General features: G+C 34.4%; 14 protein-coding genes and 1 pseudogene. 13 read left to right on the top strand and 2 right to left on the bottom strand.

The features are described 5' to 3' along the window. Positions 1–5 precede the first annotated feature (5 nt). The 6 genes and pseudogenes from ATZ35_RS00180 (at position 6) to ATZ35_RS00160 (ending at position 5,687) form a co-directional block, all read left to right on the top strand. Positions 6–1,064, top strand: coding sequence for a diacylglycerol kinase (locus ATZ35_RS00180; protein ID WP_208930399.1), 1,059 nt, complete (start codon positions 6–8; stop codon positions 1,062–1,064). 257 nt (positions 1,065–1,321) lie between these two features. Further along, positions 1,322–2,017 (top strand): nicotinamide riboside transporter PnuC, encoded by a 696-nt coding sequence (gene pnuC / locus ATZ35_RS00175; RefSeq protein WP_208928271.1) that lies wholly within the window; start codon positions 1,322–1,324, stop codon positions 2,015–2,017. Positions 2,018–2,025: 8 nt separating this feature from the next. Then, positions 2,026–2,667 (top strand): deoxynucleoside kinase, encoded by a 642-nt coding sequence (locus ATZ35_RS00170; protein WP_208928270.1) that lies wholly within the window; start codon positions 2,026–2,028, stop codon positions 2,665–2,667. Positions 2,668–2,788: 121 nt separating this feature from the next. Next, positions 2,789–4,162 carry a 23S rRNA (uracil(1939)-C(5))-methyltransferase RlmD gene (rlmD, locus tag ATZ35_RS00165; protein ID WP_208928269.1) on the top strand — a complete coding sequence of 458 codons (1,374 nt, stop codon included), beginning with the start codon at positions 2,789–2,791 and terminating at the stop codon, positions 4,160–4,162. Continuing rightward, on the top strand, positions 4,162–4,290 hold the full coding sequence (locus ATZ35_RS16865; RefSeq protein ID WP_010765698.1) for a hypothetical protein: 129 nt from the start codon (positions 4,162–4,164) through the stop codon (positions 4,288–4,290). Before rlmD ends, ATZ35_RS16865 begins: the two co-directional genes overlap by 1 nt. A gap of 195 nt (positions 4,291–4,485) precedes the next feature. After that, positions 4,486–5,687: pseudogene (locus tag ATZ35_RS00160) on the top strand (YdcF family protein). 54 nt (positions 5,688–5,741) lie between these two features. Here ATZ35_RS00160 and ATZ35_RS00155 read toward each other — a convergent pair. Further along, positions 5,742–6,116, bottom strand: a complete 375-nt coding sequence (locus tag ATZ35_RS00155; RefSeq protein WP_208928268.1) for a MerR family transcriptional regulator — start codon at positions 6,114–6,116, stop codon at positions 5,742–5,744. Positions 6,117–6,412: 296 nt separating this feature from the next. Between ATZ35_RS00155 and ATZ35_RS00150 the strand changes: the two genes are divergently transcribed. Both ATZ35_RS00150 and ATZ35_RS00145 read left to right on the top strand, forming a co-directional pair. Continuing rightward, positions 6,413–6,640, top strand: coding sequence for a helix-turn-helix transcriptional regulator (locus tag ATZ35_RS00150; RefSeq protein ID WP_208928267.1), 228 nt, complete (start codon positions 6,413–6,415; stop codon positions 6,638–6,640). 127 nt (positions 6,641–6,767) lie between these two features. Next, positions 6,768–7,346 (top strand): GNAT family N-acetyltransferase, encoded by a 579-nt coding sequence (locus ATZ35_RS00145; RefSeq protein WP_208928266.1) that lies wholly within the window; start codon positions 6,768–6,770, stop codon positions 7,344–7,346. Positions 7,347–8,725: 1,379 nt separating this feature from the next. Here the strand turns inward: ATZ35_RS00145 and ATZ35_RS00140 are convergent. Further along, positions 8,726–9,097, bottom strand: coding sequence for an iron chaperone (locus ATZ35_RS00140; RefSeq protein WP_208928265.1), 372 nt, complete (start codon positions 9,095–9,097; stop codon positions 8,726–8,728). A gap of 113 nt (positions 9,098–9,210) precedes the next feature. Here ATZ35_RS00140 and ATZ35_RS00135 point away from each other — a divergent pair, with 113 nt between their 5' ends. From ATZ35_RS00135 to ATZ35_RS00115, 5 genes are all read left to right on the top strand, one after another. Continuing rightward, the gene (locus tag ATZ35_RS00135) at positions 9,211–9,759 is read left to right on the top strand and encodes a DUF1697 domain-containing protein (RefSeq protein WP_208928264.1); all 549 of its coding nucleotides are present in this window, start codon (positions 9,211–9,213) and stop codon (positions 9,757–9,759) included. Between the two features lie 84 nt (positions 9,760–9,843). Beyond that, entirely contained in the window at positions 9,844–10,692 is an 849-nt protein-coding gene (locus ATZ35_RS00130) for an SDR family oxidoreductase (RefSeq protein WP_208928263.1), read from the top strand. Next, complete coding sequence (locus ATZ35_RS00125; protein WP_208928262.1) at positions 10,693–11,091, top strand: MerR family transcriptional regulator; 399 nt, start codon at positions 10,693–10,695, stop codon at positions 11,089–11,091. 139 nt (positions 11,092–11,230) lie between these two features. Further along, positions 11,231–11,710 (top strand): hypothetical protein, encoded by a 480-nt coding sequence (locus ATZ35_RS00120; RefSeq protein WP_208928261.1) that lies wholly within the window; start codon positions 11,231–11,233, stop codon positions 11,708–11,710. Between the two features lie 15 nt (positions 11,711–11,725). Beyond that, entirely contained in the window at positions 11,726–12,808 is a 1,083-nt protein-coding gene (locus ATZ35_RS00115) for an endonuclease/exonuclease/phosphatase family protein (RefSeq protein ID WP_208928260.1), read from the top strand. The last annotated feature ends 718 nt before the right edge of the window (positions 12,809–13,526 follow it).

The following is a 13,526-nucleotide window of genomic DNA, read 5'->3' as shown; positions in this document are numbered from 1 at the left end:
AGATGATGAAAAAAGCAAGAGTGATTTATAATCCAACTTCAGGCAAAGAGTTAGTGAAGAAAAACCTAGCTGATATTCTTTCTGTAGTGGAAGAATGCGGATATGAAACCAGTGCTTTTGCTACAACTCCAGAAGAGAATTCTGCAAAAAACGAAGCTCGCCGCGTAGCAGAGTTAGGCTTTGACCTAATTGTTGCAGCCGGCGGTGACGGAACGATCAATGAAGTTGTAAATGGGATTGCTCCTTTAGAAAAAAGACCGACAATGGCGATCATTCCTGCTGGAACAACCAATGATTATGCAAGAGCATTAAAAATCCCTAGAGATAATATTCTTAAAGCCGCAGAAGTCATTAAAAAAAATCAAACCGTCAAAATGGATATTGGTAAAGCGCAAGATAGCTACTTTATCAATATTGCAGCCGGTGGTCATTTAACGGAATTGACCTATGAAGTTCCTTCAGAACTGAAAAGTATTTTTGGTTACTTAGCTTATTTAGCTAAAGGAGCCGAAATGTTACCTCGTGTCAAACCAATCAAAATGCGGATGGAGTATGACGAAGGTGTTTATGAGGGGAATGCTTCGATGTTTTTCCTAGGATTGACTAATTCAGTGGGTGGTTTTGAACAAATTGCACCTGATGCAAAACTCGATGATGGTAAATTTTCACTGATCATTGTAAAAACGGCTAACGTGTTTGAAATTTTACATTTAGCAGCACTGATGTTAAACGGTGGCAAACACATTGAAGATAACCGTCTGATCTATACAAAAACTAGCCATTTACATGCTGAAACACTGGAGCCAAACAGCCGTATGATGATCAATTTAGATGGAGAATACGGCGGTGATGCACCGATGGAATTTACGAATTTACATCAGCATATCGAGATGTTTGCCAATGCAGATGCTATTCCCTCTAACGCAATCATGGGAACTGTTTTAGATGATTACGATGATGATTCAGATGAAGAAGATGAATATCTGGAAACAAGTAAAGAGTTTGTAAAAGAAGTAGAACGTTTGACAGAAGAAGATATTGATAATAATGGAAAAATTGGTTAAGCGTTCAAAAAAATATCTAAGACAAATTTGTCTTAGATATTTTTTGTTTTGCTAGATATAACTGGAAAATGAAAAATAAGCGATGCACAATATATAGATATTGAAAATTAAAAAACACAATATGTTGTATAAAAAAAGTCTCATAATCAATAATTGAGAAGGATTCTCATTGACTTGTGTTTGAAACAGAGGTAAATTAAATAAGTCGTCATCTCTGCAGAAAATGATAAATAGGACAAGTGAGAGGTTTGTTTGGAATGAGTTCAAATTTTATTATAAATGATTTTAAAGGATGGGAGCGAAAGAATTATCTTTTTTTACTTACGATGATTGGTGCACAATTAGTTGCGTTTTCGTTTAACCCTTCTAACTGGATCACTTTAGTAGGCGGATTATCTGGTATTATTTGTGTTAACCTAATTGCTCAAGGCAAGGCGAGCAATTATATTTTTGGGTTTATAAGTGCATTGATCATAGGATATTTTGGATTTAAAACGCGAGTATATGCTGAAGTTTTGCTTCAAAGCTTTTATATTATAATGGATATTACCGGGTTGTATGCATGGCTAAAAGCTAGTGAAGATGGATCTGGCAATGTGACTGATGTAAAAACGTTGAGAGGGATTCAATGGTTATATGCTGGACTTGTGTGGCTGGCAATCGGTATGATCGCCTATTTTCTTTTAGGCTTTGTCAATGACGCCCAGCAAACGTTAGATGCCATAACATTCAGTGTTTCGGCAACTGGAATGCTATTGATGATCAAAAGATACCAGTCACAATTTGTATTTTGGTTACTAGGAAATATCTTTTCTTTACTCTTATGGTTTAGAGCAGGAACACATGCTGGTGGAGACTATGCTTTGTTTGTTATGTATTGTATGTATACATTTAATTCTATTTACGGTATGATTCATTGGTTAAAATTAAAAAAAATAAACAATAATAGGTAGGGAGTTCGATGGCAGTGATCGTTTTAGCAGGTACAATTGGTGCAGGGAAATCTAGTTTAACAGAAATTATTTCAGAACATTTAGGTTCGGAGGCTTTTTATGAATCAGTGGATGATAATGAAGTCTTGCCTTTATTTTATGCAGATCCTAAAAAATACGCATTTTTACTACAAATTTATTTCTTGAATAAGCGTTTTGACAGTATTAAACAAGCCCTCTCTCATGAAAATAATGTCTTGGATCGCTCGATCTATGAAGATTCTTTATTATTTCATTTAAATGCCGATTTAGGGAGAGCAAATGAAACAGAAGTAAAAGTTTATGATTCACTATTAGAGAATATGTTACAAGAGTTACCTTATGCAGCTCAAAAAAAGCGTCCTGATCTATTAGTGCATATTAAAATATCTTTCCCTAAGATGTTAGAACGAATTCAAAAACGAGGTCGAGCTTATGAACAAGTAGAGCAAGATCCAGCATTATATGATTACTATAAGGAATTAAATGAACGTTATGAGAGATGGTTTGAGGAATATAATGAAAGTCCCAAAATCCAAATTGATGGGGATAAGTATGATTTTATCGAAAGTGAAGTAGCCAAAAAACAAGTAGTTCAAATGATCGAAAACAAGCTAGCTGAAATCGATTAAACAGACTGCCCAAAATTCTAACAAAATAATTGCTTCTTTTAGCTGGAGAAACAAACTCTCTATTGCTTTTCTAGCATTTTTTCATTAGAATGGGAGAAGCGCATTAAAGAAGGAGCGACTTATGAATAATTTTCCAGTAAACAAAAATGAAACAATCGAAGTTGATATTATTGATTTGACACATGAAGGAATGGGTGTTGCCAAAGTGGATGGCTACCCGCTTTTTATAGAAAATGCTTTGCCTGGTGAAAAAGTTGAAATCAAAGTGCTGAAAGTCGGAAAAAGTTTTGGCTATGGAAAAGTGATGACGATTTTAAAATCAAGTGAAGACCGTGTTCCAGTTAAGGATGCAAATTTCACAAAAGTTGGTATTAGTCCGTTACAGCATTTAGCTTATGGCGCACAACTAAGATTTAAAACAGATCAAGTAAAAAATGTGATGCAACGCGTAGCCAAGTTACCAGATGTTCCTGTTTTAGATGCATTAGGCATGAACAATCCTTGGGGTTACCGTAATAAAGCACAGATTCCTGTTCGGAAAATTGAAGATAAACTACAAACTGGTTTCTTCAGAAAAAATAGTCATGATCTAATTCCTTTAGAACATTTCTATATTCAAGATCCAAAAATCGATGAAGCAGTGATTAAGATCCGTGATATCATGAGACGTTACAGCATCAAACCTTATAACGAATCAGATAACACAGGAAACTTACGTCATATTGTTGTTCGTCGTGGCTACCACACGGGTGAGATGATGGTTGTGTTGATTACAAGAACACCAAAATTATTCCCAACAAGTAAAATTATTCCTGATATTTTAGAAGCTTTACCAGAAGTAGTCAGTATTGTGCAAAACGTCAATCCGAAGAAAACCAACGTGATTTTTGGGGACGAAACGATTTTATTACATGGTGAAGATAAAATGATCGATACGATTTTTGATTTGAAATTTGAAATCTCTTCTCGTTCGTTCTATCAAGTAAATCCGCAACAAACAGAAGTAATGTACAATAAAGTGAAAGAATACGCTGCTTTAACGGGCGATGAAATCGTTGTAGACGCATATTGTGGAATCGGTACGATTGGTTTAACCTTAGCCAAAGATGCCAAACACGTTTATGGTGTGGAAGTCATTGAAGAAGCAGTGAAAAATGCAGAAAGCAATGCCAAATTGAACGAGATCACAAACGCAACCTTTACTGCTGGTTTAGCGGAAGAAGCATTACCAAGAATGATCGAAAATGACATCAAGCCTGATGTTGTCATCGTTGATCCACCACGTAAAGGGTTAGAAGCAAGTTTAGTTGAGACCTTGATTGAAACGAAACCAGCACGAATCGTTTATGTGAGCTGTAATCCAGCAACCTTGGCACGTGATTTGGCTTTACTTGTTGAAGGCGGCTTTGAAGTCAAAGAAGTCCAACCAGTTGATAACTTCCCGCAAACAACACATATCGAGTCAGTGACTCTATTGACAAGGGCGGTGCAATAATGGATACGAAAAAGAAAATGCTTGAATTAATCAAAAAGAAACAAAGTGGTGGTCGTTCAAAACAAATGGAAACACCTAAAAACGACCGTAAAAACATGCGTAAAGGGCCAAAAATCTACAATAAGTAGTAACGGGTCAGATGAAACCGATGACGTCTAGTCTGTTATCAGTTATCAAAATAACAGAAGACTAAGGTAAACCCCTAGAGGGATACCTTAGTCTTTTTAGTGAATAGTCTAAAATAGAGTAATTTATTTAAACTATTCCCTTTAAACGCTATAATAAATAGTGTTTAAAGGGAAAAAAAACAACAAAGGAGAAAAATTACTCAACTCAATTATTCTGTTCTTTTGATTTACTTGCTTAGTCTACTAGGACTAGGAATATGGTCAAAAAAGAAAGAGAAACCGTTCTTTGAACCATTGCTTTTTATCTGGACAGGAGCTTATTTTATGCTCTATACTGCCTTTCTGGAATTGAAAGTAGGCATCTATTATTTCTTCATTCCATTAGGATTTTTAGGATTATTCTTACTCGTCTATTTTTAGAAAAGCGATTGCTGATCAATGGGGCATTGTTCAATCTATTTTTACTAAGTTTAGGAATCGTTACGGCAGTCGTCTATGCTGAAACTCGTGATCAATTACTCCTATTCATTTTAGAAATTGTTGCAGCAGCTCTTACGGTATTGGTCTTTTTTGGTAGTTATGCATTGATTACTTTTTTATATGGGAACGCTATTGTACTTTCAAGAAAAGAATCCCGCTCACTTTCTAACATGCTTACTTTGGTGATGGCAGTTGGTTTAACGGCGATTCTAGCGTTTTATTCTTATTTCTCATTATCATTACCGCTGTGGGGGGCAGCCCTTTTCAGTAGTGTGTTACTCGTGATTGCCTATTTCTTTGTGGTATTTTATAATTTTGTGACGATTTCAATTCTTTATCAGTTTAACCAACCAAAATACGAACAAGATTTTATTGTTGTGCTAGGTGCAGGTCTAATAAATGGTGAACAAGTCTCTCCTCTCTTAGGAAAAAGAATTGAAAGAGCGATTCAATTTTATCATGAACAGGCCAAATGGACATCTAAGCGTCCAATTCTCGTGATGTCTGGCGGACAAGGTTCAGATGAAGCTTTACCAGAAAGTGAAGCGATGAAAGCATATGCTATGGCACAAGGAATCCCAGAAGAAATGATTTTGGTTGAAACAAAATCTAGAAATACGTTGGAAAATATGATGTTTTCCAAAAAAATCATGGATAAACAGTCAGACAATCAGAGCTATCAAGCCATTTTTTCAACGAATAACTATCATCTATTTCGTGCTGGCATATTTGCACGAAAAGCACATTTAAAAGCAGATGGGATTGGAGCTAAGACCGCTTTTTACTTTTTACCAACTGCCTTTTTAAGAGAATTTATTGCCATTGTGATGATGAAGAAAAAAAGACATCTCATTATAAGTTTACTCATTATGATTGTGATGATGATTGTAGCTTACTTTTTATATAAGTATATGTAGAGAAAAAACGTACAATAAGACAAAAGATTCATTTTTGTTTTATTGTACGCTTTTTTATTTTTTTATAGGACTGTTTTTCACTCGTTCGGTATACACACCTATTTTATAATCTAACATGTCAATTCCTTCTTGAATTTGTTTCATTTCTTCAAGGGCAATCTGCTTTTGTTTTTTTAAGAGATCTAATCGATTTTGATTCGTGGCTTCTCCTTCATGCCACCAAATTAAGTATTGTTTTAAATCTTCGATCGTCATACCTGTTTTTTTCAAATGCATAAAAAAATCGATCCATTCTTTATTTCGATCATCGTAAATCCGAATATTATTCAAATCTCTTTTAACGGTGATTAGTCCTTCTTTTTCATAAAAACGTAGAGTATAGGGTGTAAGACCAGTCATTTTTGAAAATTCATGAATTTTATAAGCCAATGAACATTCCTCCCTTAGTATCACTATGTCTAGTGTACCACTTAGAGTTAACTCTAGGTCAAATAGAATTAAAAGTATTTTGGGTTAAGAATAATCAAAGCGTTGAGTTTTTTTCTTTAAAGTAATGTTTAAAAGAGAGAGTTTGTTGTGAAAAATAAAAAAATTCTGAATACTCAACAAGTATAGACCAAAAGTATTCCCCACTTTATCGTTTTATGTTAACATTAAGGTGTCAATTTTAGGATAAATGACAAAAAATACATACTTATAAACGAGAAAAAAGAAAGGAGAGTATAATGGTCAAAAGTAAAATAACCAGTGTGCATGTAGGTACTTACCGATCAGAGACCGAAATGTCTCAAAACGACCTTGCAATGAAAGTGGGGGTTGCAAGACAAACGATTATTAATTTAGAAAAAAATAAGCATAACCCATCTTTACTATTGATGTACGCTATTTCAGAAGAATTGGGAACGACAATTGAGGAACTGGTTAGTTTTGAAAAACTAGAGGATAATGAGTAGAAAAAAGAACGATAATTCTAATCAATTCTATCAAATATAAGTTAGAATTGATTAGAGTTATGGCTATGTAATCTAAATAGAATGAAGAGGTTATAGGTAAATATATACAAAAATAAGGGGAATTGCATTGATAGAAACAAAACGATTGATCATTCGGACCGTTGAAAAAACAGAAATAGATCTGAATGCGTTATACACCCTATTATCTGATGAAGAGGTAAATAAGTATCTTCCTTGGTACCCTATAAAGGATAAAGACGAAGCGAAGCAGTTTTATGAATCTCAGATTGAATCGAATTACCAAAAACAAGGGGGTTATTATTTTGTCATTTGCCTGAAAGAAAATCCACACCCAGTTGGCTATATTGCAGTAAGTGGCGCAAAAAGCCATGATTTTGGTTATGGTTTATTGAAAGAGTATTGGGGCTTAGGACTGGTGACAGAGGCTAGTGAGGCAATTATCGATTTTTTAAGAATCCAGGGGTGGCTCTATATTACAGCTACGCATGATATCCATAATATTGGTAGCGGTAAGGTCATGCAAAAAATTGGTATGAGCTACAAATATTCTTACAAAGAGCTGTGGCAACCTAAGAATGTAGAAGTGACGTTTAGATTGTATCAATTGAATTTAGATAATAATCAAGAAAGAATCTACACGGAATATTGGGATAGATATTCAGAGCATTTTATAGAAGATTTATAGAACGGGGGTAAGAAACGAAACGATTGTGCCATTTTAGATTAATTTGTAAAATTGAAAAGAAAATAGAATTAAAAACAAACAGCTGTCTACCCTTATGTTGGTAAAATGGTTGGGTTGGTAGTTTACAAAAAAGGAATAGCATTTGGATAAACAGCTGCTTGAACGAACAGGCTCTGCTAACCTGCTTGTTTTGAAAGTTAGAATCACTAATCCGCCAGATTAATTCTAACTATTACTTGTGAACATAGAATTGTTCGTTACTTTTCATTACTTAGCCTTGTAGATCTCGGAAATTATTTGTTTGCATGTTATTTTTTCGATTGGTTCTCGTTGTACGCATTGACTCGGCAACCTTTTTCAGACTAAGTAAAAAGTATGGTAGCGATCGATTCTAGGAACACAAGCTCGTAAACACCGAGAGATTACTTTAAGAAAGTAATGAGAAAAAGGAGAACTTGGTGTTTACTATTTATAAAAAGAGCGAAAAAAAACAGTATTTGCCACCAACCAATACCGTGCAAAAGTTCAATGAATAACCATCGACTATCCAAAATATTAAAAGTTTGCAAAAAATACTAGTATTTCTTACAAAAATTAGGTAAAATGAATAAGTCAATGCATTGACTGGGCAACTTGTATTGTCAGTTTGTGCTGACGATACAGGGCTCTGTAAGAGGATTTGCGGTCTTCTTGCAGAGTGCCTGTTTATTTTGTTTTTCGCTCTAATTATCTAAATAAGCAAGACAAAACTAAAAAAATGGTATCAGTCAGCAACTAATACCATGAAGCGTTCGCTAAATAAAGTGTCAACTAAACACACTGAATTTGTAAAAAAGACTAGTAATCTTTTCTTACTTTTAGTACAATGAGAATAGTCAATAAACACTATTGACGGAGGCAACTTGTATTATTAGTTTGTGCTGATAATACAGGGCTCTGCGGGATGATTTGCGGTCCTCCAGCAGAGCGCCTTTTTTTATTTAATATTGTAACACTATATTAACTTAAAGATGAGAATATAGTCAATATAATTTCGTTAAATAGTAAAAAAATAAGTCGATAGAGTAAAAAATATGCTTGTGTTATCAGCATTGCTATTTTTCCTCTAAAGAAATTCTTAACATTTTGTTCGGTCTGGACACCAGACACTAGAGAGAGAAAGTCTTTTGTTAATTTTTCCGCTTTATATTTTACTGAGGGGAAAGTGAGGTCAAAAAAAATCCTATCTCAGCCAAGATAGGATCGGTTCTTATTTTATCTTTGGGGAAGATAATTAAGTAACTCTCTATGTCTAAATAATAATAGATGTACGCTGATTTTGCTACTTCAATAATTTCTTATCGATAAAACTTTTTTGAATAAAGGTCGTTTTATAGAAGTTATTCACGCCAAAATTTCGTGTAATCGATTTTTTCTTGAACGTTAAAATCGATTATTTTTTTTAGTAATGAATAGTCAATTGGCTGCTCCCACGTGATTTTGATGATATTATCTGTGTGTTGATAGCCTGATTTCTCAATGTCCTCTTTAAATGTAGAAATCGTCACAGTTTCTGGTGCAATGGAAAGATGTTTTTTTGAAGTACTATACGCAATGATAAAAGTACCATGATCCGTAAACATTGGCTGATTCCATTTGATTACAACACTAAATTGCGGATAAGTTTTCATCGTCCATTCAAATAATTCTTCTAAACGCTCACGATGTTCCGGTTCATTAATGCTTGAAAAAAATTCATTGATATCTTTCATGATACGCCCTCTTTTCTTTCTAGTTATTGTTTTCTCTATTATAATATAGGGACAATATTGAAGAAACTATTTGCTTTAGTGAGGATGAATTATTAAGGTGAAGGGAGTTACATATGACAACTTATATTGCTTTATTACGTGGCGTTAATGTGGGTGGGAAAAATCGTGTGGTCATGGCAACGTTGAAAGAACGGTTTGAACAGCATGGATTTACAAATGTTAGTACGTTTTTAAATAGTGGCAATGTTCTTTTTTCTAGTGAAGAAACGAATAGTTTACAACTCACAGAAGATTGTGAAAAACTAATTGAATCTGAGTTTGGGCTTAAAATCATTGTGACGATTGTGTCTGCCAAAATGTTACTGGAAGCATTAGAGCAGATGCCAGAATGGTGGAATACAGATAAAGAATCAAAGCACAATGTGATTTTTGTGATCCCGCCAACAACAACCGAGGAAGTAATCGAATCTGTCGGCGAGGCTAAAGCGGAGTACGAAAAAGTTGCTTATCACGAACGAGTCATTTTCTGGTCGGCACCGATCAAAACCTTCTCAAGAAGCCGTTGGTCAAAAATCGTTGGAACAAAGATGTACAGTCGAATTACAATCAGAAATGCAAACACTGTAAATAAGCTTGCGGAGCTAGTGCAAAAAAATAATTAAAAAAGAACTTGTCTTGGAGGTACCTCCAAGGTTTATACTTTCCTTGTTGATCGATCAAACAACAAAAAGAGAGGAAGTATAGAGATGAGTAAAAAGGTCTGGTTCGTAACAGGAGGTTCAAAAGGGTTAGGATTAATTTTAACAAAAGCGTTGCTAAATAATGGGCATCAAGTTATCACAACAAGTCGTGACAAAGAAAGTTTAATTCAAAAGGTGGGAGCTGAAAGTCCCTCTTTTTTACCTGTTAGCTTGTCGCTTACAGATGAGACAGATATCAAACGTGTAATTGCGTTAGCCGTTGAAAAATTCGGTAGGATCGATGTCTTAGTAAATAATGCAGGGTTTATGGTAGCAGGAGCTGCAGAGGATTTAACAGATGAGGAAGTTCGTGCCTGTTTTGATGTCAATGTGTTCGGGACATTGAATATGATGAGAGCTATTATACCGATCATGCGAAGTCAAAAATCGGGTTATATCATCAATACATCCTCGATTTCTGGCCTTTATGCAGGCGCATTTGAATCAACCTATGCAGGAACGAAATTTGCAATCAATGGAATTTGCCAAGCTGTTGCAGAAGAAGTTAAACCAGTTGGAATCCACGTCATCAATGCAGCACCAGGGTATTTACGAACAGAATTTTTATCAGAAAATTCCTATGCGATGTCTCATACAATCAGCGAGCCATACAAAAAATCAGTAGAAGAACGTTTAGGTTTTGTTACTGCGATGAATGGGAATCAAGCAGGAGACCCTGAAAAAGTTGCTGCACTTTATATGGATGTCGTTGAAATGACACAACCACCTTTAGAGTTAATGGTAGGTAGTGATGCATACGAGTTAGCTTTAAATATGGCAAATCAGAAAATACAAATGACTGAGCAATATAAAGAATTGTCAGAGTCAATTGATTTTATACAAAAGGAGAAATAGATGACGATCAAAGAAATGGCAGAGCTAGTAGGCATTTCTGCGGATACATTAAGGTATTACGAAAGAATTGGCGTAATCCCATCTGTTACAAGAACAGTTCATGGCGTTCGCGATTATGATGAGATTCACCTTGAGTGGATTCAGTCGATCTTAAAATTAAAAGCGTCTGGCATGACATTGGAAATGATCATTGAATATGTTCGTTTAGCGAATGTAGGTGACTCTACGATTGAAGCAAGAAAACAATTGCTGGAAGAAGAACAGGAACGGATTACAGCGAAAATCGAAGAGCTACAGGATAGATTAGCGACAATAAATTTTAAAATTGCTGATTATTATGAAGATTTATTACCTAAGACGACTGCGATGATCAATAAGATGAAACCTAAGATAGACTAAGTGACATAAAAAATAAGAAAAGTGGAAAGCCCTGTGAAAAGGTCTTTCTGCTTTTTTATCCTATATTGAAACTAACTCATTTTACGCTTATAATAAATATTACGTTAAAAAGATGGAAATGTGTTGGGGGATAAGAAGAATGTGGCAGTTTATAAAAGATAATCTATTTATGATCAAAAGAGCTGGGTTGTTGTACAACATGAAACCTAGAAATACGTTTTTACTTACTTTAATACTTGGGGCAACTGGGATTCCAAGGATTTTAAATAGAAATTTTATTTCAGGTGGTATTTTACTCTTTGTATTTATCGTTACAAGTGATTGGGATAACGACATACTTATTTGGATTGGGGTGTTTGATGCTGTTACGAGCCTTTTTTATCGAGAACCAGAACCAAAAAAGCAAACGGTTGAAGATAGACATAAGGTAACGAGAGCTGCAGTAACAAAGGATGTCTCAAAAGAAAAGTCTAACGAAACCCAAAAAGAGCGTATTAAGATAAGAGCTGATCAGGAAAACACGATCAAAGTAGGAAACAAAATCTGTCATTTTTGCGGTGCACCGATGCCTTCAAACGAAAGTGTTTGTTCTTATTGTAGAATGGAAAGTACACAGTAGAAAGTTGAGAAAATCATGAATTTAAAGAAAAGTATCAAAATATTTTTAAGTGTTCTATCCATTTTTATCGCCATCATTCTAGTTTATGTCAGCTATGTTTTTTTTAGTTATGGAAGAATTGCGGATAACAAGCCTGTTGAAATCACTCAAAAGGCTAAAATGAACCAAGCAACAACAAATAAAGAATACAAAATCACAACGTTTAACATAGGCTACGGTTCTTACACGCCAGATTACACCTTTTTCATGGATGGCGGTAAACAATCTAAAGCAGTCAGTGAAGCAAGTGTTGTTAAAAATATCTCTGGCGTAATCAATACGACTAAAAAAATCAATCCAGATTTTGCTTTATTTCAAGAGGTTGATGAACAAGCCACCCGTAGTCGTGGTGTAGATGAAGTGACACAAATCAATCAGCAATTTTCCGATTACTCTAGTGTGTTTGCTACGAATTATGATTCAGCTTTTCTGATGTACCCTGTATTAGATCCAATTGGTAAATCGAAATCAGGCATCTTAACATTGAGCAATCATGAGATTGAAACAAGTATCCGTTATAGTTTGCCAATCGAAACGAATTTCAATAAATTCTTTGATTTAGATCGTGCCTTTACGGTCTCAAAAATTCCAGTTGAAAATGGCAAATATTTGATGCTGTATAATGTTCATCTATCGGCCTATATCAAGGATCAAAAAATCCAAAAAGAACAAGTGCATAAATTATTCGATCATATGGAAAATGAATACAAAAAAGGCAATTATGTCGTTGGTGGTGGTGATTTTAATCATGATTTACTCGATTCTTCGACTAAGACTTTTAAAAACGACACAACAGAAGAGTACACATGGTTACAGCCTTTTCCAAAAGAAGAGCTACCGAAAAATTTACAAGTTGCAGCTTTAAGTGAAACGAAAATGCCAGTTCCTTCAGTGCGTAATTTAGATAAACCATATACAAAAGGGGAGTCCTTTGTAGCGTTGATTGATGGATTTATCGTTTCAGATAATGTTGAGAATGTTAGTGGAAAAGTGATTGATGCTGAGTTTGAAAATTCAGATCATAATCCAGTTGAAATGACGTTTAAGTTGAGACAATAGAAGTGGATTATATGTAATAGTGAAAAAGATTCAGGTAGCAATCGAGAATGATTGGTATCTGAATCTTTTTTTTAGAACTAAGTTGTACTTGCTAGAATAAAAATAACTAGAAGGAATAGAAACAGAAACATCTAATGCTATAACTGGAGACCTTCAAACGAACGTTCAGATTCAAGTGTAGCTAAGCAAACATATTGACAGCGATACAAGCAAATGTTTATTAAGTGATCAAGAGATTACTGTAAAAATGATTAAAATCAATAATAATGTCAATTCCTTTTTTAATGGAGTACTATTTCTCTTGGTAAATGGTCTATAGATAAAGTACTTAATTGTTTTATTTAAATTTAGTGTACAGAAAATGACTTTTTTGGGAAAAGAAATTATTTATGAAAACAGGATTTTATGTATTGTATTTACATGAGTACAAGGGGATTTTTTTGATACAGTAAAAAGAGAACAATCAAAGATAACAAGGGTTCATCCAAAGGTATACAAGATACGTGGTAGCACAAAAAAAGGTATATCGTTAATTACGAATAATCACTTCTCCACAAAAGAAAATGATGTAGAAATCACTGAACTAAATGCCTCGGATATTGATGTGATGGGTTATATGATCTAGCAATATAAAATAGACTATTTTCGGGAAGGATAGAATGATTATTTTAGTTTATTCTTAAAATGTAACTTTTGAGTATACTCAAAAGTGATCCTA

Origin of the sequence: Enterococcus rotai, from assembly GCF_001465345.1 — a bacterium.
GTDB lineage: Bacteria > Bacillota > Bacilli > Lactobacillales > Enterococcaceae > Enterococcus_L > Enterococcus_L rotai.
Note: the sequence above shows the minus strand (reverse complement) of the source record. Positions and strands in the feature narration are given on the sequence as shown.

Coding starts and splice junctions, on each gene's coding strand:
- ATZ35_RS00125 (WP_208928262.1), top strand. CDS start 10,693: ATGACGATCAAAGAAATGGCAGAGCTAGTAGGCATTTCTGCGGATACA.
- ATZ35_RS00150 (WP_208928267.1), top strand. CDS start 6,413: ATGGTCAAAAGTAAAATAACCAGTGTGCATGTAGGTACTTACCGATCA.
- ATZ35_RS00180 (WP_208930399.1), top strand. CDS start 6: ATGAAAAAAGCAAGAGTGATTTATAATCCAACTTCAGGCAAAGAGTTA.
- ATZ35_RS00130 (WP_208928263.1), top strand. CDS start 9,844: ATGAGTAAAAAGGTCTGGTTCGTAACAGGAGGTTCAAAAGGGTTAGGA.
- rlmD (WP_208928269.1), top strand. CDS start 2,789: ATGAATAATTTTCCAGTAAACAAAAATGAAACAATCGAAGTTGATATT.
- ATZ35_RS16865 (WP_010765698.1), top strand. CDS start 4,162: ATGGATACGAAAAAGAAAATGCTTGAATTAATCAAAAAGAAACAAAGT.
- ATZ35_RS00135 (WP_208928264.1), top strand. CDS start 9,211: ATGACAACTTATATTGCTTTATTACGTGGCGTTAATGTGGGTGGGAAA.
- pnuC (WP_208928271.1), top strand. CDS start 1,322: ATGAGTTCAAATTTTATTATAAATGATTTTAAAGGATGGGAGCGAAAG.
- ATZ35_RS00120 (WP_208928261.1), top strand. CDS start 11,231: ATGTGGCAGTTTATAAAAGATAATCTATTTATGATCAAAAGAGCTGGG.
- ATZ35_RS00170 (WP_208928270.1), top strand. CDS start 2,026: ATGGCAGTGATCGTTTTAGCAGGTACAATTGGTGCAGGGAAATCTAGT.
- ATZ35_RS00140 (WP_208928265.1), bottom strand. CDS start 9,097: ATGAAAGATATCAATGAATTTTTTTCAAGCATTAATGAACCGGAACAT.
- ATZ35_RS00115 (WP_208928260.1), top strand. CDS start 11,726: ATGAATTTAAAGAAAAGTATCAAAATATTTTTAAGTGTTCTATCCATT.